The following is a 25,070-nucleotide window of genomic DNA, read 5'->3' as shown; positions in this document are numbered from 1 at the left end:
GCTCGACGCTACAAAGAACGAACAGCGGTCAAGCAGCCACGTCGTTACAGCTGGATCCAGGTGGCCTTGATCTCGCTGTACTTGTCGAACGCATGCAGTGACTTGTCGCGCCCATTGCCGGACTGCTTGTAGCCACCGAACGGTGCGGTCATGTCGCCGCCATCCCAGCCGTTCACCCACACGCTGCCGGCGCGCAGCTGGCGTGCGACGCGATGGGCGCGGCCGAGGTCGCGTGTCCACAGGCCCGCCGCCAACCCATAGCGGCTGTCATTGGCCACGCGCACTGCCTCTGCTTCGTCCTCGAAACCAAGTACCGCCAGCACCGGGCCGAACACCTCCTCGCGTGCCAACGCGTGGTCCGGACGCACCTGGTCGAACACCGTGGGCTGCACATAGCAGCCGCCGGCCTCCACCTCGGCCCGATGGCCGCCGAGCAGCAGGCGGGCGCCCTCGCCTTCGGCCCGTGCGATATCGGCCAGCACCTTGTGCACGTGCGCGGCATCGACCAGCGCGCCCATCGGTGCATCGGCCTCCAGTGGATGCTGCGGCTGCATATGCTGGCCGTAGGCAATCACCTGGTGCACGAAGTCCTCACGGATCGAGCGCTGCACCAGCAGCCGCGAGCCGGCGGTGCAGACTTCGCCCTGGTTGAAGAAGATGCCCTGCGCCACGGCCTTGGCCGCTGCGTCCAGGTCCGGTGCATCGGCGAACACCAGGTGCGGGCTTTTGCCACCGCATTCCAGCCAGACCCGCTTGAGGTTGGACCGTCCCGCATGCTCCAGCAGCTTCGCGCCGGTGGCGGTGGAACCGGTGAAGGCCAGCACGTCCACATCCATGTGCAGCGCCAACGGTTCACCGACGCGCGTACCGTGGCCTGGCAATACGTTCAGCACGCCGTCCGGCAGGCCCGCCTCAGCGGCCAGCGCGGCCAATCGCAACGCACTCAAGGGCGACCGCTCGGAAGGCTTGAGCACCACCGAATTGCCCATGGCCAGCGCAGGCGCGATCTTCCAGCAGGCCATCAGCAACGGAAAGTTCCATGGCACGATCGCTGCGACCACGCCGGCTGGCTCGCGCGTGACCAGGCCCAGCTCGTGTGGGCCAGTCGGTGCGACTTCGCCGTACAGCTTGTCCACCGCTTCGGCGGTCCAGCGCAGGCAGCGCACCACGCCGGGCAGGTCGATACGGCGTGCGTCGCGCACCGGCTTGCCCATGTCCAGGGTTTCCAGCAGGGCCAACTCATCAGCGTGCTTTTCCACCAATGCCGCCAAGGCCAGCAACACCCGCTTGCGGTGGGCCGGGCTGGCCTCTGACCAGTGGCCCGCATCGAAGGCACGCCGCGCCGACCGCACTGCGCGCTCTACGTCCTCTGCATCGCAGTCGGCGACCACCGCCAGCACGCGCCCATCAATCGGGCTGATGCAGGCGAAGCGCGCGCCGCTGGCAGCGTCGGTGTAACGACCATCAATGAAGGCCTGTGCGGGTATCGAAAGCTGCTGGGCCAGCACCTGCCAGTGGCTGCGGTCGGGAAAGTCGGCCATGTCGGGCTCCTCGGAACAGTTTCCCCGGTTATACCGGCGCGGCCGCGACTCCGCCGTGACGTGGCTGCGCTACATTTCTCCCATCGGACCCGATGGAGCTGGCATGAAGCGTTCCGCGAGCGACCTGCACGATCTGGCTACCCAACGCCCGGAGTCATTGGAGGCGTACTGGATGCCGTTCACCGCCAACCGCCAGTTCAAGGCCGCGCCGCGTGTGCTGGTGCGTGCCGAGGGCATGCACTACGAGGATGTCGACGGCCGCCAGATCCTCGATGGCACCGCCGGCCTCTGGTGCTGCAACGCGGGCCATGCCCGCCCACGCATCGTCGAGGCCATCGTCGAGCAGGCACGCACGCTCGACTACTCGCCGGCCTTCCAGATGGGCTCACCACCGGCCTTCGCGCTGGCGCAGCGACTGGCCGCATTGGCGCCGACGCCACTGAACCATGTGTTCTTCACCAGCTCCGGCTCGGAGGCGGTGGATACCGCGATGAAGATCGTGCTGGCCTACCACCGCCAGCGTGGCGAGGGCCAGCGCACGCGTTTCATCAGCCGCGAGAAGGCCTACCACGGCGTGGGCTTCGGCGGCATGGCGCTGGGCGGCTTGCCCAACAACCGCAGGGCGTTCGGTCTGCAGCTGGGCGGCGTGGACTACCTGCGCCACACCCTGGACCTGCAGCGCAATGCGTTCAGCAAAGGCCTGCCGCGCCAGGGCGCCGAGCTGGCCGATGACCTGGAACGACTGATCGCACTGCATGATGCCTCAACCATCGCGGCGGTCTTCGTCGAACCCATTGCCGGTTCCGCCGGGGTGATTCTGCCGGCGCCGGGCTACCTGCAGCGCCTGCGCGAGCTGTGCGACCACCACGGCATCCTGCTGGTGTTCGATGAGGTCATCACCGGTTTCGGCAGGGTCGGCATGCCATTCGCCGCACAGCGCTTCGGGGTCACCCCCGACCTGCTGACCTTCGCCAAGGCCGTCAGCAACGGCGCAGTGCCGCTGGGCGGCGTGCTGGCCAGCGACGCCGTGCATGCAACCCTGATGCAGGCACCGCCACAGGCCATCGAGCTGTTCCATGGCTATACCTATTCGGGGCATCCGCTCGCCTGCGCGGCCGCACTGGCCACGCTGGAGGTCTACGCCGAGGAGCGCCTTTTCGAGCGCGCCATCGAGCTGGGCGAGTACTGGCAGGAACGGCTGCATGCGCTGCAGGGCCTCCCCAACGTGATCGACATCCGCAACTTCGGCCTGGTCGGCGCGGTCGAGCTGGCGCCTCGCCGCGATGCGCCGGGCAGCCGGGGCTACGAGGTCTATCGGCGCTGCTTCCACGACGGCGGGCTGCTGGTGCGCTGTACCGGTGACATCATCGCGCTGTCGCCCCCGCTGATCGTGGACAAGGCGCAGATCGACCAGATCACCGGCACGCTGGGCGAGATGATCCGGGCCACTGCCTGAGCCCTGGCCGGCGGCGGCGAGCGGGTACAATGGGCGGTTCCGCTCCTGCTCGCTGCCGTGCCCATGGATATCGTCGTCAAAGAAGAACTCAAGGCCTATATCGACCCGCTGACTGCGGACGAACATGACGCGCTGGAGCGCAGCATCCTGGCCGAGGGCTGTCGTGACGCGCTGGTCCTGTGGGGCAACGTACTGGTCGACGGCCACAACCGCTTCGGCATCTGCCAGAACCATGGCCTGCCCTTCAACACCGTACAGAACACCCGCTTCCAGAGCATGGAAGACGTGCACCTGTGGATGATCGAGCAGCACCTGGGCCGTCGCAGCGTGTCCGACTTCCAGCGCGGCGTGCTGGCGCTGCGCAAGCGCGACATCCTGGCCGCCCGCAAGCAGATCGAGCAGGCGCAGCTGCAGCGCGAGAGCGATGGCACTGCCGACGTCATCGATGAGGCCGGCGAAGACAGCCCGCCGTGGGAGCCGGCACCGAAGATCAGCCGCGCCGAGCTGGCCCGCGAGGCCAAGCTGAGCACCAGCCAAGTCGGCATGATCGAGCGCATCCACGCCCAGGCCGCGCCCGAAGTCGTCGAAGCGGTGAAGGCCGGCGTGATCTCGATCAGCGCCGCCGCCGCCGTGGCCGACCTGCCGGAGGACGAGCAGCGCGCGGCCGCGGCCGGTGGCAAGGACGAGCTGAAGCAGGCCGCCAAGCGCGTGCGTGAATCCAAGCGCAAGCCGCGCGCACCGAAGCCGGACGCGGCCGAGATGGATTTCGAGGAGGCAAATGAGGACGAGATCGCCAGCCGCGATGCCGAGGTGCTGTCGGCGCTGGAGCAGCTGGGCGAGGACGCACCGGCGCTGCGCCGTCGGGTGGTCGCGCTGACCCGTGAGAACGACACCCTGCGCGCGCAACTGGCCGCGCTGCGCAAGCAACTGGAAGCGCTCTGAACCAAGGGGTAGTGCCGGCCGCTGGCCGGCAACGCCATGAACGTATCGGGTGCGTTGAGGATGCCGGCCAGCGGCCGGCACTACCAGATGCTCATGCCGTGCCGGTTAGACTTCCGGCATGACGTCTGCCAACGATCCGCGCCGCGCTCAGCTGCGGCGCCTGAAAGCCCTCGCGCTGGGCCTGCTGCTGTTGATGCTGGCCGGTTTCGCGGTCAGCCACTGGCAGGGCGAGCGCGGCATCTGGGCCTGGGTTTCGGCGTTCTGCGAGGCCGCAGCCGTGGGCGCACTGGCCGATTGGTTCGCCGTGGTCGCGCTGTTCCGGCGGCCGATGGGCCTGCCGATCCCGCACACCGCGATCATCCCGCGCAGCAAGGAACGCATCGGCGACAGCCTTGCGCTGTTCGTGCGCGACCAGTTCCTGGAGCCGGGCGTGCTGCTGGCCAAGCTGCAGGTGTTCGATCCGGCCAGCCGCCTCGGCAGCTGGCTGGCCGACCCGGCACGCTCGCGCATGCTGGCCGACATGGTCCGCGGCTGGGCGCTGCAGGCACTGGATTTCTTCGACGAAACCGCCGTGCGCCGGCAGCTGCACGGCTTCGTTGTGCAGCAGTTGCGGCAGTGGAATGCCGCTGCCACTGCCGGTGAACTGCTGGCCCTGCTGACCGCCGATGGTCGCCACCAGCGCGTGCTGGACGAAGGCCTGCAGCGGCTGGGCCGCTGGCTCGAGCAGCCCGAGGTGAAAGAACGCGCCTCGCAGCTGATCGTGCGTTACATCCAGCGCGAATGGCCGACGCTGTCGAGCACGGTGAACTGGGTCAAGCCGATTGACGAGATCGGCGACAGCCTGGCCGAGCGCCTGGCCCGCGCGGTACTGGAAGAGCTGCAACAGGTGCTGGCCGAGCCGCAGCATCCGCTGCGCCAGGACTACGAGAGCTGGCTGCAGAATTACGTGCAGCGCCTGCGCGAGGACCCGGCCCTGACCGAGCGCATCGAACAGCTCAAGCAGGAAATGATCGACCATCCGGCCCTGCAGGACTACGTGCAGGGGTTGTGGGCGCGCATCCACGCCAGCCTGCGCGCGGACCTGCAGCGCGAGGACTCGGCGCTGGTCGGCCACCTGCAGCGCAGCCTGGGTTCGCTCGGTGCGAGCCTGCAGGCCGACCCGGCGCTGCGCGAGGCCCTCAACCAGCACCTGCTGGAAGGCGCGCAACGCCTGACCGGCCGCCTGCGCGAAGGCGTGACCACGCATATCGCGCAGACCGTGAAGGGCTGGGACGAGCGCCATCTGGTGGAACAGCTGGAACTGAGCGTGGGCCGCGACCTGCAGTTCATCCGCTTCAATGGCACCCTGGTGGGTGGCCTGATCGGCCTGCTGCTGCATGCGGCGACAGTGGTGTTCAGGTTCTAGGCCTCAACGCGCCCTTCGGGTCATCACGCTTGATTCATAAAATGCGAATGCCTATCATTTACTGATCGGTTGTACGCTTAGCCAATCGGGTGCGGAAGACGCACCCATCGCCCGTGTACATCCCCCACCTCTGGACTGCCCGTCTGCGCGGGCCGTGCTTCGTCGATGGGACACGCTGGGCGACATGCGCAGGGCGCAAGGGGGCCGCGGACGCGTTCCATCCCCTCTCCTACCTGCAGGAATGCCGTGGACCGCTCGCCCGCAACCGCCAGCCCCCGCACCTTCTTTTCCAACCCGCGCTGGGGCGTGCTGTCACGCTCGTTGGCCGCGATCTTCGGCGGTTACGCGCTTGCCTCGGTGACCAGTGTGTTCTGCGCCGTGGCCCTGCCCGGCGCCCGTGGCCAGACCGTGCTGACCGGCATGCTGCTGGCCATCCTGGTCGCCGCCTGTGCGGCACTGTGGGCATTCGCCACCCGCAGCGCGCTGCGCGCCTGGGTCGGCATCCTCGCGCCCGCGCTGCTGATGGCCGCCATTGCGCGCCTGATGGGGGCCTGGGCATGAAGAACGGATTCCGCCAGTCGATGGCCTGGCTGCACACCTGGACCGGGCTGCTGGTTGGCTGGTTGCTGCTGCTGATCTTCATGGCTGGCACGGCCAGCTACTACCGCGAGGAAATCAGCCGCTGGATGCGTCCGGAACTGCCGTCCAGCAACGTCAGCATCGACGTCGCCGCACAGCGCGCGGTGGACTACCTGCAGGCCAACGCCGCGCAGGCCGAAAACTGGTTCGTCACACTGCCGCAGCCGCGCAACCCGGCCATGCAGATGTTCTGGCGGTTGCCGCCGGAACTGGCCGATCCCAGCCGTGGCCGCCGCGGTGGCTTCGGCGACGCCACGCTGGACCCCAACACCGGCCAGGCATTGAAGGCGCGCGAGACGCGCGGCGGCGACTTCTTCTACCGCCTGCACTTCGACCTGCACTACATCCCGGTGCTGTGGGCACGCTATCTGGTCGGCTTGTGCGCGATGTTCATGCTGGTGGCGATCATCACCGGCGTCATCACCCACAAGAAAATCTTCAAGGACTTCTTCACCTTCCGCAAGGACAAGGGCCTGCGTTCCTGGCTTGATTTCCACAACGTCAGCGCGGTGATGGCCCTGCCCTACCACGCGATGATCACCTACACCGGCATTGTGACGTTGATGATCATGTACCTGCCGTGGGGCGTGAAGGTGGCCTACCCGCAGGCCGAGGACACGTTCTTCTTCGAGGCCTTCGGCGGCCTCCCGGAAGTGACCGCGCCCGCCGAGGGCCACGCCACGCCGTTGCCGATCGCACAACTGCTCGACAACGCGCGCGCGCATTGGCACGGCGTGGAGGTGGCCGGTTTCACCGTGTCCAATCCGGGCGCGGCCAATGCGGTGATCGACATCCGCCAGCGCGACGGCAAGCGCCTGTCCATCGACACCCCGGCCGTGCGTTACGCCATGGTCAGCGGTGCTCTGCTTGAGGAAACGCCGCCTTCCGGCGGTGCCACCGCCACCCGCGGCGTGCTGTACGGCCTGCACCTGGCGCGTTTTGCCGACTGGGGCCTGCGTGCACTGTTCTTCCTGTCCGGTCTGGTCGGCTGCCTGATGGTGGCCAGCGGCGTGGTGCTGTGGGCGGTGAAGGAACGGCCCAGGCACGCCAAGAGTGGCCGCACCGGCTTCGGCCTGCGCCTGGTCGATGCGCTGAACATCGGCACCGTGGCCGGCCTGCCGATCGCCTTCGCCGCCTACTTCTGGGGCAACCGCCTGCTGCCGCTGGACATCGCCGAGCGCTCAAGTGCGGAGGCCAACGTGTTCTTCTACGCCTGGGCCGGCGCGCTGCTGGCCGCCTTCATCTGGCCGAAGCGGATGATGTGGGCGTGGCAGCTCTACCTGGGCGCGGCCGCGTTCGCACTGGTACCGGTGGTCAATGCGCTGACCACGCATGCGCACCTGGGCAACACCCTGCGCAACGGCGACTGGGTATTGGCTGGCTTCGATCTGTCGATGATCGCGTTCGGCGCGATGCTGGCGCTGTGCGGTTGGCGCATGCAGCGCTGGACGCCACCGCTGAGTGCGGCCGAGAAGAAGAAGCGTGCAGCCACTGCGGCTGCGCCGAAGGCATCGGTGAACACTGCAGACGCGGCCGAAGCGGAGGCCAGCGCATGATGCTGCTGGCGCTGACCCTGTCGTTCTCTGCGTTTACTGCGCTGTCGCTGGCGATGGAAAAGCACCAGCACGACCTGCATGGCAAAGCCGCGGCCACACCCGCACGGCGGGTGCTGTGGCGGGTGCTGGGCTGGGCGCTGCTGGCGGCGGCGTTCGCACTGTGCGTGGCCGACCACGGCTGGGCGATGGGCCCGGTGCTGTGGCTGGGGGCAATGACCCTGGCCGGCGTGACGCTGTCGTTCGGGTTGTATCCGTATCGTCCAACATGGATTGCGCCGCTGGCGATCGCGCTGCCGGTGCTGGGGTTGATGCTGGAATTGCTGTAGCGGCAGGAGGGGGACAGCGGCATCCACGCTTGGCGTGGATCTACAATGCCCGTATGGATAGCATGCTGCAGCGGATGTCTGGAATCGGCTTTTTTTCCCGGTTGGGTGAAACACTGCCCATAACGGCCGGCGTCGTCGCCGTTCGGTCGCTGGCCGAAGCAATGCGGACCATCGATACCGATGGTTTCGAATGGATGCCCACAACACTGGGCGATTCGGATCCGTTTCACGGCGCCCTGCCCCATCCCGCCGAACTGGCCGACGCCCGACGCGAACTCAACCGCACGTTGATGCGCGCGCTTTCGGCACTGGATCTGCCGGCACTGCGCTGCGGTGCACATGACCTGCAGCTGGTGGCGCGCGATGGAGCGATGTTCGCCTTCCGGCAACGCCTGCTGGAGATGCATCTCGGCCTGCCGGCACACTGGGAGCCTGTGCTTGCGCTGTACGAACAGGGCCATTGGCCCCTGGCCCATGCGCCGGGGCGATTGTTGGTGCTTTAGGTCGATCCACGCATGGCGTGGACCTACGGACCAGATGCGGTAATGCCGACCGCTGGCCGGCATCCCGCGGACCTTCCACGGTTCTGACGCAGTTGCCGGCCAGCGGCCGGCACTACCGGGATTACCCCAACCGCTTCAATTCCCACGCGCGATGGATGCGCGCGTTGCGCTCGAAGTCCGGGCCGATGGTGCGCGCGGTGATCTCGCGGCACTGGGCAAATTCGGCAATGGCGTTTTCTTCCAGCTTGAAACGGCGGAAGTTGTTCGAGAAGTACAGCACGCCCCCCGGTGCCAGCCGCGCCACCGCCGCGCGCAGCAGCTTCAGCTGTTCGCGCTGCACGTCGAAGTCATCGGCGCGTGCGGAGTTGGAGAAGGTCGGCGGGTCACAGAAGATCACGTCGTACTGGCCACGGTCGCCTTCCAGCCAGGCCATCGCATCGGCCTGCACCAGAAGGTGCTGGTTGCCGCCCTGCCCGTTCAACGCCAGGTTGTCGTAGCACCACTGCAGGTAAGTGGCCGACAGGTCGACGCTGGTGGTGCTGGCGGCACCAGCCACGGCGGCCTGCACGCTGGCCACGCCGGTGTAGCAGAACAGGTTGAGGAAACGCTTGCCACGCACCTGCTCGGCCATCATCTGGCGCAGCGGGCGATGGTCGAGGAACAGGCCGGTATCGAGATAGTCGAACAGGTTCACCTGCAGCAGTGCGTTGTTCTCGCGCACTACGATGAATTCATCTCGCTGCTCGAAGCGGCCGTACTTGCTGCCGCCCTTGCCGCGCTCGCGCGACTTCATCGAGACCTGCTCCGGCGGCACGCCGAATACTTCGCGCGCGGCAGCCAGCAGTTCGTTGCGGCGGCGGCGCACGTCGTTCTCCGGAATCGCGGCCGGTGCGGCGTATTCCTGCACGTGCAGGAAGGTACGGCGCTTGCCACCGTCTTCCTCGTAGACGTCGATGGCGGCCGCGTATTCCGGCAGGTCGGCGTCATAGGCACGGAAGCAGGTGATGTGCTCGCGGGCGCGCCAGCTCTTGAACTTCTTCAGGTTCTTGCGCAGGCGGTTGGCCACCATCTGCGCACCTTCGCTCAGCTCGCGCGGTTGTGCCGGATCACGGCCCGGCACGGCAATCGGATCGCAGACGATCAGCGCGCATTCCAGCGCACCGTTGAACATCTGGTACTTCTTGCTGGCGCGCAGGCCGGTGGCGAAGGCCAGCTCGTCGTTGCCGCACAGTAGGCTGGCACGCCACTGCGGCACCGCCTTCTGCAGGGCGTTGCCCAGTGCGCGGTACAGCGCCGGATCGGCGGCCAGGCGCTCGTCGTACGGCGGGTTGCAGACCACCGCACCGATCTCCTGCTCCGGCGCGGGCAGGTCGGCCACATCGGCACGGGTGAAGCGGATCGCATGAGCGACGCCCGCGACCTCGGCATTCTCGCGTGCCGCCTGGATCGCGGTCGGATCGATGTCGCTGCCGTGGATGACCGGCTTCAGCGCGGCCAGGCCGGCGGCCTCGCGATCGCGTGCTTCGCTCTGGAGGATCTTCCAGGCCGCCTTGTCGAAGCCCAGCCAACGGCTCGGCGGCAGGCTGCCGTGGCGCATCAGGCCCGGGGCGACGTCGGCGGCCATCAGCGCGCCTTCGATCAGCAGCGTGCCGCTGCCGCACATCGGGTCCAGCAGGCCGCCACCGGCGGCGTGCAGGCGCGGCCACTGCGCGCGCAGCAGCAGCGCGGCGGCCAGGTTTTCCTTCAGCGGTGCCTCGTGGGCGGCGCCACGCCAGCCACGGCGATGCAGCGGGCCACCGCCGAGGTCGATCGACAACGAAGCGCGGCCCTTGCGCAGCGACAGGTTGACGCGCACATCGGGCAGATCGGTGTTGACCGAAGGGCGCTCCAGGCCTTCATCGCGCATGCGGTCGACGATGGCGTCCTTGATCCGCTGCGCGGCGAAGCGGGCATGGGTGATCTTGTCGCCGGACACGTGTGCGTCCACCGCCAGGGTCATCTCCGGCTTGATGTGCTCATGCCACGGCAGCGCACGCACGCCGTCGTACAGAGCCTGCTCGTCCGGGCAGTCGAACTCGTCGATCGGCCACAGCACGCGGCTGGCCAGGCGCGACCACATCACGATCCGCAGCGCCTGCTCCAGTTCGCCCTCGGCGTTGACGCCGGCAATGGTGGCAGTGGCCTTGCCAAGGCCCAGGGCCGACAGTTCATCGGCAAGCAGGTATTCCAGGCCCTTGGCGCAGGAGACGAAGAATTTCACGGGGTCGGTTCGCAGGTGGTCGGGCGCGGCACAGGGGCCGGGCCGGTCGGAAAGGAGGGCCGTAGGCACGGCCGGCAGGCCCGCGCCGGGGGCGGCGGGGCTGCCATTGTAGTCAATGCGGGCGGGCGCGCCGTGCGCCCGGGCTTCACAGTTGCCGCAACAGGCGCTCGAAGGCCTGCGCGGAGGCCTCCACGTGGCGTTCCAGGCGGTGGCCGTCGTCGACCAGCAGCAGCTGCGCCGAACGCGCCTGCGCCCAGGCGATCACCCCGGCGGCCGGGACCACATCGTCATGCCAGGCCTGCACCACGGTGGTCGGCACGGCGGCAGCATCCAGCGCCGGCATCGGGCCCATGGTGGTGGGCGGCACCATCAGGAACAGGCCGGCCACCGGCACCTGCAGCGAGGCGATGGCGGAGATGTAGGCGCCCAGGCTGGAGCCGGCCAGCACCACCGGCCCGTGCCGGGCAGCGATGGCGGCGCGCTCGACCAGGCGGCGCAGGCGGGTCGGCACGTCGCCCACCCGGCTGACCTCGCTCATCGCGTCCAGGTCGGTGTAGTCGGGGCGCTCGTGGGTCCAGCCCAGGCGCTGTGCCACCTCGGCCAGCGCGGTGACCTTGGTCGCTTCCGGGCCGCTCTCGAAGCCGTGGGACAGGATGCAGTGGCCGCGGCTCATGCGTGCGCTCCGCACGAACGGGCCGACAAGGAAAGGGAAGGCAGGTTCATGCCGCAATGCTAGCATCGCCGGATGCCCAACCCGCTCCTGCCCGGCCTGCAGCTGCAGCCCCTGCCCTACGAAGACCGCCTGCCACTGCGCGACCCGGCCACGCTGGAGATGGTGGTGATCCACTGCACCGAGTTGCCCGACCTGGCGATGGCCCGCGAGTACGGCGAGCGTGTGCTGTACGACAGTGGTGCCGGCAACAGCGGGCATTTCTACATCGACCGCGATGGCAGCGTGGTGCAGTACGTGGCACCGGAACGGGTGGCCCACCACGTGCGCGGCATGAACGCGCATACGCTGGGTATCGAACTGGTCAATACCGGGCGCTACCCGCACTGGTTCGACAGCCGTCACCAGGCGATGGACGAGGCCTACACCGAGGCGCAGCTGGAAGCGCTGGAGCGGCTGCTGCTGGCGCTGGTGGCACGCTATCCGTCGCTGCAGCGGATTGCCGGGCATGACCAGCTGGATCGGGAGCAGGTGCCGGCCAGCGATGATCCGACGCTGATGGTGGCGCGCAAGCGTGATCCGGGGCCGTTGTTCCCGTGGGCGCGGGTGCTGGCGAAGATGCCACTGCAGCCGGTTGGGTAAGCGGCAGGGCTGCGCCCTGCACCCGCAGAAGCAACGGCAACGTCAACGTCAAGAGCTGGCATTCCGGGGGATGGCGGGGTGGGTCCGGTTGCGGGGGACGCCGTAAACCCGTCCATGGGGGCTTGGCCGCGGCATCCATGCCGCGGACACCCCCGCAACCGGCCCCACCCCGCCTTCGACAGATTTCTGCCGCTGTTGGTGGGTGCCGACCTTGGTCGGCACGGAGTCGGATCCCGTGGCCACGCAACGGGCTCTGACCCCCGATTTACGCTCGATGGGGTCAGAGCCGTTTTCCGTTGGAAAACGGATCCGAACCCGCGCTTCTCAGGCGCCGGTCGCCACCGGGCGGCTGCTGTCGCTCACCCAACCGCTCCAGGAGTCGGCGTAGATGCGTGCGCCGCTCAGGCCTGCGCTTTCCATCGCCAGCAGCAGGTGGCAGGCGGTCACCCCGGAGCCGCACATCAGCACCACCTGCTGCGGATCACGGTTTCCGATCACACCCTGCAGCTCGACGCGCAGTTCCTGTGCATCGCGCAGCCGGCCGTCGGCGACGTTCAACGCAAACGGACGGTTGACCGCGCCGGGTACGTGGCCGGCGACCGGGTCCAGCGGCTCGACTTCGCCGCGGAAGCGTTCGCCCGCGCGTGCGTCGACCAGCCAGCCCGGCGCGTGCTTCAGGCGTGCGCTGATCTCCTCGGCATTGGCGATCCGGGTGGTGTCGAAACGGCCCGGGTAAGCCGGCAGCGCGGTCACCTCATCCGGCCCCGTCGCCAAAGGTTGCCCTGCGGCCTGCCACGCGGCGATACCACCATCGAGCACGGCCACCTTGCTGTGCCCGATCAGGCGCAGCAGCCACCACAGGCGCGAGGCGGCCATGCTGCCGTCGCTGCCGTCGTAGACCACCACCTGCGTGTCAGGACCGATACCCCACTGGCCGAGCTTCGCGGCGAAGGCATCGCTGTCCGGCAGCGGATGGCGACCATGGCCGACGCGCGACAGATCGGACAGGTCACGATTCAGATCGGCATACACCGCTCCCGGGATATGACCTGCCAGGTACTGGCCGCTACCCGCCTGCGGATCGGCCAGCGAGGAACGCGCATCAACCACGCGCACCGCGGTGCTGGCGGTGGCGCGTGCGTCGACCACGCGGATGCCCTCGCCCAACGCGGCAGCCAGGGTGGCGACATCGACCAGGGTGGTCCACGGCGGATCGATCGGGTTCATTGCACTTGCTCCAGGCGGCGACGCAGGTTGTAGAGAATGGCCGCGGTGGCGCCCCAGATGCGCTGGCCGGGCCAGCTGTACTCAAGGACGTGACGGATGCGGCCGCGATGGTTGATTTCGACCTGGCGCAGGTTGTCCGCCGCCATCAGGTAGTCCAGCGGCACCTCGAACACCTCGGCCACTTCGCTGGGCTGCGGCACCGGCACGAAGTCCGGATCGACCACCGCCACCACCGGGGTGACCCGATAGCCGGTGATCGTCACGAAGGGATCGAGATAGCCCAGCGCCTGCACCTGGCCCGGAGCCAAGGCGATTTCTTCCTGGCTCTCGCGCAATGCTGCCGCCAGTGCGTCGCGGTCGTCGGGCTCGGTGCGGCCGCCGGGGAATCCGACCTGGCCACCGTGCGTGCGCAGGGTTTCGGTGCGACGGGTGAGGATCACCTGCGCGCCACTGGCGCGCGGCACGATTCCCGCGAGCACGGCCGCTTCCACCGGAGGCCCGGGCGGCAGCAGATCGATCAGCTCGCTGCGGTTCCAGCCATCGCCGGCCGGCGGATCGGCCAACGGATGCAGCGCGCGCATCAAACGTTCGTGGTCGGCCAGCGAGCCGCGCAGTGATTGCTGGAGCTGCGCCCGCAAAGGCTGCACGCGATGCAGGATGCGACTGCGTTCGTCGTTGCTCATCGACGGCCACCGTGCGATTTCATCGATATGACGTCCGCAGCCGGTGCACTGCCGGTGCGGATCCAGCGTGCACACTCCGATGCAGGGACTTGCGACAACACGCGCCGTTTCTTCCATTGTTTGCACCCGGCAACAGTAGCGCGAACGGGCTGAATTTGCGCGGGTGGGCCGGTCGGACGGTAGAGTCGACTGTCAGTCGACTCGCGCGCGCAGCGCGGGCGTTTCCCCGATGTGACCCAAGAGCAGTCGACTGACAGTCGACTCTACCGTCAGGCACTGCGCAAACAAAAACGCGCCGGTGGAATCACCGGCGCGTTTGGTTTACTGCTTCGATTTACTTGACGCTGACCAGCTTGATCTCGAACTGCACAGCCACGTTCGGCGGGAACGGGGTGCGCGGGTCCGCACCGTAGGCCTGGTCCGGCGGCAGGGTGACTTCCCACTTCGAGCCGGCCGGCATCTGCAGCAGGGTCTCGCGCATGGCCTTCATTTCGACTTCGCTGACCTTGATCGACGGGATCTGCTGGGCCGGGCGGGCTTCGGTCGGGCGCTGGCCGTACGGGAACGGACCGGCCACTTCCAGCTGCACGGTGCTGGCCTGGGTCGGCTTGGCACCCTTGCCGGCTTCGATCACGCGGTACTGGACGCCGCTCGGCAGCGACTGCACGCCGGCCTTGGCCTTGTTCGCCGCGATGAACTGATCGCTCTTGGTCTTGTTTTCGGCAGCAGCCTTCTCGTACTCGGCCTTGGCAGCCTGGGCACGGCCCTGCTCGCGCTTCTGGAACGCTTCAACGGCCGGCTTCAGCTGCTCGGCGGTGATCGCCGGCTGCTTCTTGGCGTAGGCATCCTGCAGGCCCTTCACCACCGAGTTGATGTCCAGCTGTTCACCACGACCGGTCAGCTCCGCCAGGTTGTTGCCGTAGTCGTAACCGAAGTAGTAGCTCAGCTTGCCCTTTTCGGACGAGACGTCCTGGGCGAAGGCATTGCCCGTCAGGGCCAGGGCCGCGACGGCGACCGCGATAGAACGCAACTTCATCAAACAGTTCTCCAGGGGTGGTAACTCAGGGACGTTCTGCGCCGCCCTGAGGCGACGGGTTAGGATAACGGGCGCAACGTGTAACCGCTACTCACGATGCAGGCTATGACCCGTCTGCGTTCGCGGAGTTCAATATCACTTTTTTTTAACGTTCCAGGAGTTTCCCCGTGGCCGATGCCCTGATCGCTGTCACCGACGACGGCGCCATCCGCACCGTGACCGTCCAGCGCCCGGACAAGCTCAACGCCCTGAACGCCGCGACCCTGCAGGCCCTGGCCGAGGCCTTCAGCGCCGCCGCCGCAGACCCGGAAATCCGCGTGGTGGTGCTGACCGGTGCCGGCCCGAAGGCGTTCGTGGCTGGCGCTGACATCGCCGAGATGAACACACTCAGCGCGGTTCAGGGACGTGATTTCTCGCTGCTGGGCCAGGCCCTGATGCGCCAGATCGAGCGCATGCCCAAACCGGTTATCGCGCGCGTGAACGGTTTTGCCCTGGGCGGCGGCCTGGAACTGGCCATGGCCTGCCACCTGCGCATTGCCGCCGATACCGCCAAAGTCGGCCAACCGGAAATCAATCTTGGGCTGATTCCCGGCTTCGGCGGCAGCCAGCGCCTGCTGCGCCTGTGCGGCCGCGCCGCCACCCTGGAGCTATGCCTGCTGGGTGCACCGATCAATGCCGCACGTGCGCTGGAACTGGGGATCGTCAACGAGGTGGTACCGGCCGACGCGCTGGACAACCGCGTGCAGGACATCGCCCGGCAGCTGGCACGCTCGGCGCCGCTGGCCCTGCGCGGCCTGCTCGATGCGGTGCACGTGGGCGGCGAATGCAGCCTGGAAGCCGGGCTGGAATACGAAAGCGCACAGTTCGGCCTGCTGTTCGCCACCGAGGACATGCGCGAGGGAACCAGCGCCTTCCTGCAGCGCCGCCCGCCGGCCTTCCAGAACCGCTGACGCCATGGCATCCCGACCCAACCCCGCGCAGCTGTTTGCCCGGGTCCAGGCAGACGATCTCGACGGCGCCCTGCAGGCCGGGCTGATGGACTATGTCGCCCGCGCCGACGACGCGCAGTTGCTGCCCGGCCACCCGGAACTCCCGCAGCGGTTGCAGCAGGCCCAGCAGCAGCTTCAGGCCGCCTGGGCGGCACGCGAACGCTACCGCGCCCGTGCGGTGCGACTGGCCCGCCGCGAAGCCGAACGCGACGCGCGGCGCACGCCCGCCCCGGCGCCGGACCTGAAGCCCGCCCTGCCCGCCGCAGCCGCCGCCATCCTCGCCCGAGCCAAGGCCCGCGCCAGCGGCAAGGAGCAGTAATGGCGACCACGAAGAAAACCGCACGCGCCCCGGCGTGGCGTGGCGGCACGATGCCGCGCGCCGACGTGGTGGAGATGTTCACCCGCCTGCGCGAACTCAACCCGCACCCGAAGACCGAACTGGAGTACAGCTCGCCGTTCGAGCTGCTGGTGGCGGTGGCGCTGTCGGCGCAGGCCACCGACGTCGGCGTCAACAAGGCCACGCGCCGCCTGTTCCCAGTGGCCAACACGCCGGCGAAGATCCTCGCGCTTGGCGAAGAAGGACTGAAGCAGTACATCGCCACCATCGGCCTGTTCAACGCCAAGGCGAAGAACGTGATCGCCACCTGCGCGATCCTGCTGGAAAAGCATGGCGGTGAAGTGCCGCGCGATCGCGATGCGCTGGAAGCACTGCCGGGCGTGGGCCGCAAGACCGCCAACGTGGTGCTCAACACCGCCTTCGGCGAGCCGGTGATGGCGGTGGACACGCATATCTTCCGCGTCTCCAACCGTACCGGCCTGGCCCCGGGAAAGAATGTGCGCGAAGTGGAAGACAAGCTGGTGAAGGTGATCCCCGCCGAATTCCTGCTCGACGCGCATCACTGGCTGATCCTGCACGGACGTTATGTGTGCAAGGCGCGCAAGCCGGATTGCCCGGGATGCGTGATCGCCGATCTGTGCCGGTTCAAGGACAAGACCCCGGCCGAGTGACGGCCGCATCCATGCAGGGCGTGGATCGACTGCAACCAAGGCGCAATCCGGGCGTCATACGCAAGCGGGTTCAATGGCAGGCCCTGCCGTGACGGGGCCTGCGGTGGATGTCTGCCGCGCGTGAACTGTCACATTTACGCAATCTTTACCTTCTAGCCTGCGCGCATCTTCCCACCTGCCTGCAAGGCTCCTCTCCATGAAACTGCATCACCAACTCCTGACGGTGGCCGTGGCTGCTGCGCTGTATGTGCCGGCTGCACACGCCGAAGTCGCCATCGACGTGATCGGCGGTTCGGAAATCACCTTCGAAGGCCTGGTCCAGGCCGATGGCAACTGGTTCCACAACGATGTGGTCGACCTCAACGGTGGCGACGCCGGCAACGGCAAGAACAGCGAATTCGAACTGCGTCGCGCCGAGCTGGTGCTGAAGGGCAAGGGCCCGGGCAACGTGGAGTGGGTGGTCGGCTATGACGCCAAGGCCGACAAGTTCCTCGACACCAACGTGAAGTACAAGCTGCTGGGCAACGCCAACCACTTCCTGCAGCTGGGCCAGTTCAAGCAGCCCAACAGCCTGGAAGAACTGTCCAGCACCAAGAACAACGATTTCATTTCCAAGGCAGCGGTCACCAACACCTATGCCATCGCCCGCCGCCTGGGCGGCGCATACAGCTACGGCCAGGACAACTGGTCGGTGACTGCCAGCGCCTTCGGCCGCGAGCTGACCCGCAACCTGGCCCACGGCAGCGGCTACGGCGCGCGTGGCACCTGGGCCCCGATCAATGAAAAGGGCCAGGTCCTGCACTTCGGCCTGAGCTACGTCAACTACGACACCGACGCCGACACCCTGCGCGTGCGTGCACGTCCGAATGCCGACCTCGCCACTGCCCGCCTGGTCGACAGCGGCAACCTGACCGACACCGACCGCGTCAGCACCATCGGTGCCGAAGCGATGTACTTCCAGGGCCCGTTCAAGGCCCAGGCCGAGTACTACACCAGCAAGGCCAAGCGCTACGACCACGACAACTACACCAGCGACGGCTATTACATCAGCGGCGTGTGGAACGTCACCGGCGAGACCTGGAGCTACAAGGGCGGCACCCCGGGCACCGGCCTGCCGAACAACCCGGCCGGCGGCCAGTGGCAGCTGGGCGTGCGCTACGACCACATGGACCTCAATGACGGCAACCTCGCCGCCAACCCGGTTGCCGGTCGCCCGCCGATCGTCGATGGCGTGCTGGGTGGCAAGATGGACATCTGGACCGTGGGCGCCAACTGGTACCTGCGTTCCAACTTCAAGCTGATGCTCAACTACGTGATGGTCGACAGCAAGAAGTACAGCTCCACGGCGCGCGGTTTCGTCAACGATGATCCCAACATCCTGGAAGCCCGCGCGCAGTTCTTCTGGTAAGTCCAGCCCCCTGCGTTGACCCGCGAAGGCACGGCCCCGGCCGTGCCTTCGTCGTTGCATCGGTAGCCGCGCTGCCCTGCCGGCGCAGCGGACGTGACATCGCTCATGACGCGTGTCACGCCCGCGTCATATGACAGACGCGGGGGTGTCACGCAACCGTTATGGAATGTGCACCGAAACGTCGGGCAACCGCCCTTCGACCACCACCCCAGGAGTCTCCCCGTGATCCACGCCTTCAAGTCGCGCGCCGCTGTCGCCATCCTGGCCGCATCGTCCGTGTTCGCCGCCAACGCCGCCGATATCACCGGCGCGGGCGCATCGTTCATCTACCCGGTCATGTCCAAGTGGTCGGCCGACTACAGCACCGCAACCGGCAACAAGGTCAACTACCAGTCCATCGGTTCCGGCGGCGGCATTGCCCAGATCAAGGCCAAGACCGTTGATTTCGGCTCCTCCGACGCGCCGCTGAAGCCGGAAGACCTGGCTGCCGCGGGCCTGGCGCAGTTCCCGTCGGTGATCGGCGGCGTGGTGCCGGTGGTCAACGTGGCCGGCATCGCGCCGGGCGCGCTGAAGCTGGACGGCGCGGTGCTGGCCAACATCTTCCTGGGCAAGATCAAGACCTGGAACGACCCGGCCATCGCCGCGCTGAACCCGGGCGTGACCCTGCCCAACGCCAAGGTCACCGTCGTGCATCGTTCGGACGGCTCGGGCACCACCTTCAACTTCGTCAATTACCTGTCCAAGGTCAGCCCGGAGTGGAAGAGCTCGGTCGGTGAAGGCACCTCGGTGCAGTGGCCCGCCGGCATCGGCGGCAAGGGCAACGAAGGTGTTGCCGCCTATGTGAAGCAGATCAAGGGCGGCATCGGCTATGTCGAACTGTCCTACGCGCTGCAGAACAAGCTCTCCTACACCGCGATGAAGAATGCCGCCGGCAAGTTCGTGCAGCCGAGCGACACCTCGTTCGCAGCCGCTGCCGCCAGCGCCGACTGGGCCAACGCCCGCGACTTCTACCTGGTGATGACCAACGCGCCGGGCGCCGAGTCCTGGCCGATCACCGCCACCAACTTCATCCTGGTGCAGAAGACGCCGAAGAATGCTGCCAATGGCAAGGCGACCCAGGAATTCTTCCGCTGGGTCTACAAGAATGGCGACGCCCAGGCCCGCCAGCTGGACTACGTGCCGCTGCCGGACAGCCTGGTCCGCCAGATCGAGACCTACTGGTCGCAGAACCTGAAGTAAGCGCGTTCCCCCGCAGGAACGGGGGCGGCGGGTCCTCTCTCCCCCGCCGCTCCCACCCGGGCGCGAGATCCTCGAGATCTCGCGCTCTTCTTGTTTTTGGGGGATGGGTCGTGAAGAGCGCTGCGCTTCCAATCTACTGCCCGGAGTCGGCGCAGGGCCCAGCCCGGGACACGCCATAAACCCCGCTCCGCGGTCCGGCCCAGCCGCTGACGGCTGTGCGTTCGGGCGCTTGCGAGGCAGTGCCTCGCAGGCAAACCGCCCTCACCTTTGGGGGCTCGTCCACGGCATCCATGCCGTGGACGGTCCTGCACGCCCTGGCCCACCGCCTCTCGACTGTTCATCGGGGGCGCGGTGGGGTCATGGAAGGCAGGAGCAAAGGCAGGAGCGTTTGTAGAGACGAGCCCACGCTCGGCTGGGTGCTGGAGCGTGCGGACCAACGGTCCGCACCTACCGAGAACAGGGAGCAGTCGAGCATGGCTCAACTCTACAAGGGCCAACCGACCGTCATATCGGTGCGCAGATCGGGGGTTTCCGGGCACCTGCCGGATCGGCGCCAATCCTGTGAAACCCTTGTCAGAACGTGATCCAGGACACCCCTGTCATGGTCGTAATACGGCTGTAACAAAAACATCATTTCATAGCCGCATCCGCCGACCACGTCGGCTCTTCCCCGCTATGGAGTGACCATGAAACTGCACTCGGCCGGCCTCGCCGCCCTTTCCCTGGCCATCGCCCTGGGCCTGTCGGCCTGCGGTGGCGACAAGCAGGCCGCGCAGCAGCCGGCTGCCGACGGCGCCGCCGCCCCGGCCGCTGCCGGTGCCAAGGTGACCGCCGAAGTGTCCGGCGCGGGCGCGTCCTTCATCTTCCCGCTGGTCTCCAAGTGGTCGGCTGACTACAACACCAGCACCGGCGCCAAGATCAACTACCAGTCGATCGGCTCCGGCGGCGGTATTGCCCAGATCAAGGCCGGCACCGTCGACTTCGGTTCCTCCGACAAGCCGCTGAGCAGCGAAGAGCTGGCCCAGGCCGGCCTGGCGCAGTTCCCGTCCGCCATCGGCGGCGTAGTGCCGGTGGTCAACATCGAAGGCCTGGAAGCGGGCAAGCTGCGCCTGAGCGGCGCCCTGCTGGCCGACATCTTCCTGGGCAAGGTCAAGACCTGGAACGACCCGGCCATCGTCGCCGCCAACCCGGACGTTAAGTTGCCGGAAGGCAAGATCACCCTGGTCCACCGTTCGGACGGTTCGGGCACCACTTTCAACTTCTCCAACTACCTGTCCAAGGTCAGCCCGGAGTGGAAGAGCAAGGTCGGCGAAGGCACCTCGGTGCAGTGGCCGGACGGCGTCGGTGGCAAGGGCAATGAAGGCGTCGCTTCCTATGTGAAGCAGATCAAGGGCTCGATCGGCTACGTCGAACTGGCTTACGCGCTGCAGAACGGCATGCCGTACACCGCCATGCAGAACGCGGCCGGCAACTGGGTCGAGCCGAGCGCGGAAACCTTCGCCGCCGCGGCCGCCAGCGCCGACTGGGCCAGCGCCAAGGACTTCAACCTGGTCATCACCAACGCTCCGGGCGAGCAGGCGTGGCCGATCACCGCCACCAACTTCATGCTGATGCAGAAGAAGCCGAAGGATGCCAAGCGCAACCAGGACACCCTGGCCTTCTTCAAGTGGGCCTTCGAAAACGGCCAGGCGCAGGCCAACGAGCTGCACTACGTGCCGCTGCCGGCCGAACTGGTCAAGCAGATCGAGGCCTACTGGGCGACCGACCTGAAGTGATGGACACGACGGTGCCCGCCCCACGCGGGCACCGTTTCTTCCACGCCGTGCCGCCCCGCCCCTTCCTGGCCCTGCCGTCCCCATGAATGCCATCGCCCAGCCTGTAGCCGCCCCGTCCACGCGTGATGCGCGTGATGCCCGCAACGACAAACTGTTCCGATGGGTGCTGGTCGGCACCGTCATCTTCGTCCTGATCGCCCTGGCCTGCGCCGCGCTGTCGATGCTGTGGGGCGGCCGCCATGCCCTGCAGATGCAGGGCCTGAGCTTCTTCTTCTCCGCCGACTGGAATCCGGTCGAAAACAAGTTCGGTGCGCTCGCCCCGATCTACGGCACCCTGGTCACCGCCGTCATCGCGATGGTCATCGCCGTGCCGGTCAGCTTCGGCATCGCCTTCTTCCTCACCGAAGTCGCGCCGCGCTGGCTGCGTGGCCCGGTCGGTACCGCCATCGAACTGCTGGCCGGCATTCCCTCGATCATCTACGGCATGTGGGGCCTGTTCGTGCTGGTGCCGGTGATGACCGAGTACGTCACCCCGTTCCTCAACGAGACCCTGGGCGAATGGCCGATCATCGGCCCGATGTTCCAGGGCCCGCCGCTGGGCATCGGCATGCTCACCGCCGGTTTCGTGCTGGCCATCATGGTCATTCCGTTCATCTCCTCGGTGATGCGCGAAGTGTTCCTGACCGTGCCCACCCGCCTGAAGGAGTCGGCGTACGCGCTGGGCTCCACCAAGTGGGAAGTGAGCTGGGACATCGTCCTGCCCTACACCCGCTCGGCAGTGATCGGCGGCATCTTCCTCGGCCTCGGCCGCGCCCTGGGCGAGACGATGGCGGTGGCCTTCGTGATCGGCAACAGCGTGCGCCTGTCGCCGTCGCTGCTGGAGCCGGGCACCACCATCGCCGCGCTGATCGCCAACGATTTCGGCGAAGCCACTGAAACCTACCGCTCGGCCCTGCTGCTGCTCGGCTTCGTCCTCTTCATCGTCACCTTCGTGGTGCTGGCCATCGCCCGCCTGATGCTGATGCGCCTGTCCCGCAAGGAGGGCAACTGATGTCCACCACCGCTGATTCGTTGTACCTGCGCCGCCGCATCGGCAACGTCGTTGCGATCACAGCCTCCTGCGCCACCGCGCTGTTCGGCCTGTTCTTCCTGGGCTGGATCCTGTTCACCCTGGCCTCGAAAGGCCTGGCCGGCATCAACTGGGACCTGTTCACCAAGATGACGCCGCCGCCGATGCAGGACGGTGGCCTCGCCAACGCCTTCTTCGGCAGTGCCGTGATGTGTGCGCTGGCGATCGGCATCGGCACGCCGCTGGGCGTGCTAGCCGGTACCTGGCTGGCCGAGTACGGCAACGCCCGCAAGGCCGGCACCGTGGTCCGCTTCGTCAATGACATCCTGCTGTCGGCACCGTCGATCGTGCTGGGCCTGTTCGTCTACACCCTGTACGTGATGCAGACCGGCGGCAACTTCTCGGCGTTCGCCGGTGCCCTGTCGCTGGCCTTCATCGTGCTGCCGGTGGTGGTGCGCACCACCGACGAGATGCTGCGGCTGGTGCCCTCGCAGATGCGCGAAGCGGCCCTGTCGCTGGGCATCCCGCAGTGGAAGGTGATCGTGCAGGTGCTGTACCGCAGCGCGTCGGCCGGCATCATCACCGGCATCCTGCTGGCGCTGGCCCGCATCTCCGGCGAGACCGCGCCGCTGCTGTTCACCGCTTTCGGCAACCAGTACTGGAACAACAACATCTTCCAGCCGATGGCCTCGGTGCCGGTGGTGATGAACCAGTTCGCCGGCAGCCCGTATGAATCCTGGCAGGTGCTGGCCTGGGCCGGTGCCCTGGTGCTGACTGTCTTCGTGTTGCTGGTCAGCCTTGCCGCCCGCGGCATCCTGCTGCGCAACCGTATCTCCCATGACTGACCTTTCCGTGGACAACGCCATGAACGACCTTTCCAACGCCGTGCCGATGCAGCGCATCGCCGTGCCGTCCTCGCACGAGAGCCTGCACACGCCGTCGCCGGTGAAGCTGGCTGCACGTGGACTGGACTTCTACTACGACAAGTTCCACGCCCTGAAGGGCATCAACCTGGAGATTCCGGAAAAGCGCGTGACCGCGCTGATCGGTCCCTCCGGTTGCGGCAAGTCGACCCTGCTGCGCATCTTCAACCGCATCTACGCGCTGTACCCGAAGCTGGAAGCGCGCGGTGAAGTGCTGCTGGACGGCGAAAACATCCTGTCGCCGAAGTACCCGATGAACCGCCTGCGCAGCAAGGTCGGCATGGTGTTCCAGAAGCCGGTGCCGTTCCCGATGACCATCTTCGAGAACGTGGCCTACGGCATCCGCCACCACGAGAAACTGAGCAAGGCCGACATGGCCGACCGCGTCGAGCAGGCACTGCGCCAGGGCGCACTGTGGGACGAAGTGAAGGACAAGCTGGGGCAGAGCGCGCTGGGCCTGTCCGGTGGCCAGCAGCAGCGCCTGTGCATCGCCCGTGCCGTGGCGCTGCGCCCGTCGGTGCTGCTGCTGGACGAGCCGACCTCGGCGCTGGATCCGATCTCGACCAGCCGCATCGAGCAGCTGGTGGAAGAGCTCAAGCACGAGTACACCATCGTCATCGTCACCCACAACATGCAGCAGGCCGCGCGCGTTTCCGACTACACCGCCTTCATGTACCTGGGCGACCTGATCGAGCACGACCGCACCGAAGTGATCTTCTCGCAGCCGTCGCAGCGGCAGACCGAGGACTACATCACCGGTCGCTTCGGCTGATCGACGCTGATCCTTCGCCACATGTCCAGCCAGGCACGGCCTGGCTCTACCCGGATTGCAGACCATGAACCTTCCCAACGACCACATCGTCAAGAGCTACGACGAAGAGCAGCAGCGCCTGGTGGCCGAAATCGTGCGCATGGGCGAGATGGCCGTCGCCCAGCTCGAAGCGTCGATGGACGTGATCGAGAAGCGCGACGAGAACGCCGCCCATCGCATCATCGCCAACGACGAAGCCATTGATGCGCTGGAGCAGCAGATCAGCCATGACGTGATGCGCCTGGCCCTGCGCGGCCCGATGGCGCGCGACCTGCGCGAGATCCTCGCTGGCCTGCGCATCCCGGCCGACATCGAACGCATCGGCGACTATGCAGCGAACGTCGCCAAGCGTTCGATCGCGCTGGGCAAGGTGCCGCCGCTGCCGCAGATCCAGGGCCTGCGTGCGCTGGGCCGCCTGGCCGCGCAGCAGGTCCGTCGTGCCATTGCCGCCTACCGCGACAACGACGCCGACGCCGCACTGGAACTGCGCGAGGACGACGCCCGCCTGGACGCGCAGTACACCGCGCTGTTCCGCGAGCTGCTGACCTACATGATGGAAGACCCGCGCAACATCACCCCGTGCACGCACCTGCTGTTCATGGCCAAGAACCTGGAGCGCGTGGGCGACCACGCCACCAACATCGCCGAGAACGTGTGGTTCCTGGTGCACGGGGAGCAGCCGCTGCCGCCGCGCGAGAAGCGCGACGAGACCTCCAGCACCGGCCAGCCCTGACGCTGCACTGCAACACCGGAGTCGACTCCAAGGTGGCCGCTGTCCTGGTGACAGCGGCCTTCTTTTTTGGGGTGTTCCACCCGCGTTGTGGGCGCCGGGCTTGCCCGGTGCGAACCTTCCGGATGCTTCTGTAACAAACCTCACGAAAATTTGAGTTCTTGGCGAGGATTCGTTGAGTAGGATCGCTGCACCATCGTTTCCACCGGCATCCCTGCCGGCCATCCGGGCA

Annotated in this window: 24 protein-coding genes; 18 read left to right on the top strand and 6 right to left on the bottom strand. The window is 67.1% G+C overall.

The window, feature by feature from the left end:
* Positions 1 to 44: 44 nt before the first annotated feature.
* Complete coding sequence (locus AC5P68_RS10330) at positions 45 to 1,541, bottom strand: aldehyde dehydrogenase (RefSeq protein WP_414497974.1); 1,497 nt, start codon at positions 1,539 to 1,541, stop codon at positions 45 to 47.
* A gap of 103 nt (positions 1,542 to 1,644) precedes the next feature.
* On the opposite strand from AC5P68_RS10330, the gene aptA reads away from it, so the two are divergent.
* The 7 genes from aptA (at position 1,645) to AC5P68_RS10295 (ending at position 8,368) form a co-directional block, all read left to right on the top strand.
* Complete coding sequence (gene aptA, locus AC5P68_RS10325; RefSeq protein WP_005412783.1) at positions 1,645 to 2,997, top strand: omega-aminotransferase AptA; 1,353 nt, start codon at positions 1,645 to 1,647, stop codon at positions 2,995 to 2,997.
* A gap of 63 nt (positions 2,998 to 3,060) precedes the next feature.
* Positions 3,061 to 3,939, top strand: coding sequence for a plasmid replication/partition related protein (locus tag AC5P68_RS10320; RefSeq protein WP_414497973.1), 879 nt, complete (start codon positions 3,061 to 3,063; stop codon positions 3,937 to 3,939).
* Between the two features lie 118 nt (positions 3,940 to 4,057).
* Complete coding sequence (locus AC5P68_RS10315; RefSeq protein ID WP_111108355.1) at positions 4,058 to 5,344, top strand: DUF445 domain-containing protein; 1,287 nt, start codon at positions 4,058 to 4,060, stop codon at positions 5,342 to 5,344.
* A 246-nt stretch (positions 5,345 to 5,590) separates the two neighbouring features.
* Positions 5,591 to 5,905 carry a DUF3649 domain-containing protein gene (locus AC5P68_RS10310; RefSeq protein WP_033834719.1) on the top strand — a complete coding sequence of 105 codons (315 nt, stop codon included), beginning with the start codon at positions 5,591 to 5,593 and terminating at the stop codon, positions 5,903 to 5,905.
* Complete coding sequence (locus AC5P68_RS10305; RefSeq protein WP_033834718.1) at positions 5,902 to 7,539, top strand: PepSY-associated TM helix domain-containing protein; 1,638 nt, start codon at positions 5,902 to 5,904, stop codon at positions 7,537 to 7,539. The genes AC5P68_RS10310 and AC5P68_RS10305 overlap by 4 nt, the downstream gene beginning before the upstream one ends.
* A complete protein-coding gene (locus AC5P68_RS10300) occupies positions 7,536 to 7,865 on the top strand; it encodes a DUF3325 domain-containing protein (RefSeq protein ID WP_049402712.1) in 330 nt (109 codons plus the stop codon). Before AC5P68_RS10305 ends, AC5P68_RS10300 begins: the two co-directional genes overlap by 4 nt.
* A gap of 29 nt (positions 7,866 to 7,894) precedes the next feature.
* Positions 7,895 to 8,368 (top strand): hypothetical protein, encoded by a 474-nt coding sequence (locus AC5P68_RS10295; protein ID WP_033836021.1) that lies wholly within the window; start codon positions 7,895 to 7,897, stop codon positions 8,366 to 8,368.
* Positions 8,369 to 8,489: 121 nt separating this feature from the next.
* Here AC5P68_RS10295 and rlmKL read toward each other — a convergent pair whose 3' ends face one another.
* Together rlmKL and AC5P68_RS10285 are read right to left on the bottom strand one after the other, a co-directional pair.
* The gene (rlmKL, locus tag AC5P68_RS10290; RefSeq protein ID WP_414497972.1) at positions 8,490 to 10,628 is read right to left on the bottom strand and encodes a bifunctional 23S rRNA (guanine(2069)-N(7))-methyltransferase RlmK/23S rRNA (guanine(2445)-N(2))-methyltransferase RlmL; all 2,139 of its coding nucleotides are present in this window, start codon (positions 10,626 to 10,628) and stop codon (positions 8,490 to 8,492) included.
* Between the two features lie 145 nt (positions 10,629 to 10,773).
* Positions 10,774 to 11,301 carry an alpha/beta hydrolase gene (locus tag AC5P68_RS10285; protein WP_111173048.1) on the bottom strand — a complete coding sequence of 176 codons (528 nt, stop codon included), beginning with the start codon at positions 11,299 to 11,301 and terminating at the stop codon, positions 10,774 to 10,776.
* Between the two features lie 72 nt (positions 11,302 to 11,373).
* Here AC5P68_RS10285 and AC5P68_RS10280 point away from each other — a divergent pair, with 72 nt between their 5' ends.
* Entirely contained in the window at positions 11,374 to 11,940 is a 567-nt protein-coding gene (locus tag AC5P68_RS10280) for an N-acetylmuramoyl-L-alanine amidase (protein WP_414497971.1), read from the top strand.
* A 324-nt stretch (positions 11,941 to 12,264) separates the two neighbouring features.
* Here the strand turns inward: AC5P68_RS10280 and AC5P68_RS10275 are convergent, their stop codons facing one another.
* From AC5P68_RS10275 to AC5P68_RS10265, 3 genes are all read right to left on the bottom strand, one after another.
* The gene (locus tag AC5P68_RS10275) at positions 12,265 to 13,167 is read right to left on the bottom strand and encodes a sulfurtransferase (protein ID WP_005412775.1); all 903 of its coding nucleotides are present in this window, start codon (positions 13,165 to 13,167) and stop codon (positions 12,265 to 12,267) included.
* Positions 13,164 to 13,967: a CoA pyrophosphatase gene (locus AC5P68_RS10270; protein ID WP_032965692.1), complete on the bottom strand. Its 804-nt coding sequence runs from the start codon at positions 13,965 to 13,967 to the stop codon at positions 13,164 to 13,166. The genes AC5P68_RS10275 and AC5P68_RS10270 overlap by 4 nt, the downstream gene beginning before the upstream one ends.
* A gap of 217 nt (positions 13,968 to 14,184) precedes the next feature.
* Positions 14,185 to 14,886, bottom strand: a complete 702-nt coding sequence (locus AC5P68_RS10265) for an FKBP-type peptidyl-prolyl cis-trans isomerase (protein ID WP_005408797.1) — start codon at positions 14,884 to 14,886, stop codon at positions 14,185 to 14,187.
* Between the two features lie 167 nt (positions 14,887 to 15,053).
* Here AC5P68_RS10265 and AC5P68_RS10260 point away from each other — a divergent pair, with 167 nt between their 5' ends.
* The 10 genes from AC5P68_RS10260 (at position 15,054) to phoU (ending at position 24,841) form a co-directional block, all read left to right on the top strand.
* Positions 15,054 to 15,836, top strand: coding sequence for an enoyl-CoA hydratase/isomerase family protein (locus AC5P68_RS10260; RefSeq protein ID WP_012479639.1), 783 nt, complete (start codon positions 15,054 to 15,056; stop codon positions 15,834 to 15,836).
* A 4-nt stretch (positions 15,837 to 15,840) separates the two neighbouring features.
* Complete coding sequence (locus tag AC5P68_RS10255; RefSeq protein ID WP_288417480.1) at positions 15,841 to 16,194, top strand: hypothetical protein; 354 nt, start codon at positions 15,841 to 15,843, stop codon at positions 16,192 to 16,194.
* Entirely contained in the window at positions 16,194 to 16,883 is a 690-nt protein-coding gene (nth, locus tag AC5P68_RS10250) for an endonuclease III (protein WP_288417482.1), read from the top strand. Before AC5P68_RS10255 ends, nth begins: the two co-directional genes overlap by 1 nt.
* 196 nt (positions 16,884 to 17,079) lie before the next feature.
* Positions 17,080 to 18,291 (top strand): OprO/OprP family phosphate-selective porin, encoded by a 1,212-nt coding sequence (locus AC5P68_RS10245; protein ID WP_005408793.1) that lies wholly within the window; start codon positions 17,080 to 17,082, stop codon positions 18,289 to 18,291.
* Between the two features lie 222 nt (positions 18,292 to 18,513).
* On the top strand, positions 18,514 to 19,530 hold the full coding sequence (pstS, locus tag AC5P68_RS10240; protein ID WP_005408792.1) for a phosphate ABC transporter substrate-binding protein PstS: 1,017 nt from the start codon (positions 18,514 to 18,516) through the stop codon (positions 19,528 to 19,530).
* A 686-nt stretch (positions 19,531 to 20,216) separates the two neighbouring features.
* Positions 20,217 to 21,305: a phosphate ABC transporter substrate-binding protein PstS gene (pstS, locus tag AC5P68_RS10235; protein ID WP_049431316.1), complete on the top strand. Its 1,089-nt coding sequence runs from the start codon at positions 20,217 to 20,219 to the stop codon at positions 21,303 to 21,305.
* 82 nt (positions 21,306 to 21,387) lie between these two features.
* Positions 21,388 to 22,356, top strand: coding sequence for a phosphate ABC transporter permease subunit PstC (gene pstC, locus AC5P68_RS10230; protein ID WP_005412771.1), 969 nt, complete (start codon positions 21,388 to 21,390; stop codon positions 22,354 to 22,356).
* Complete coding sequence (pstA, locus tag AC5P68_RS10225; protein WP_005408789.1) at positions 22,356 to 23,219, top strand: phosphate ABC transporter permease PstA; 864 nt, start codon at positions 22,356 to 22,358, stop codon at positions 23,217 to 23,219. The genes pstC and pstA overlap by 1 nt, the downstream gene beginning before the upstream one ends.
* A gap of 19 nt (positions 23,220 to 23,238) precedes the next feature.
* A complete protein-coding gene (gene pstB, locus AC5P68_RS10220; RefSeq protein ID WP_005408788.1) occupies positions 23,239 to 24,069 on the top strand; it encodes a phosphate ABC transporter ATP-binding protein PstB in 831 nt (276 codons plus the stop codon).
* Between the two features lie 64 nt (positions 24,070 to 24,133).
* A complete protein-coding gene (gene phoU / locus AC5P68_RS10215; protein WP_005408787.1) occupies positions 24,134 to 24,841 on the top strand; it encodes a phosphate signaling complex protein PhoU in 708 nt (235 codons plus the stop codon).
* Positions 24,842 to 25,070 lie beyond the last annotated feature (229 nt).

It is taken from the genome of Stenotrophomonas sp. YJH_SMC_58 (genome assembly GCF_059369635.1).
The sequence above is the reverse complement of the archived record's forward strand: the minus strand, read 5'-3'. Positions and strand labels throughout refer to the sequence as shown.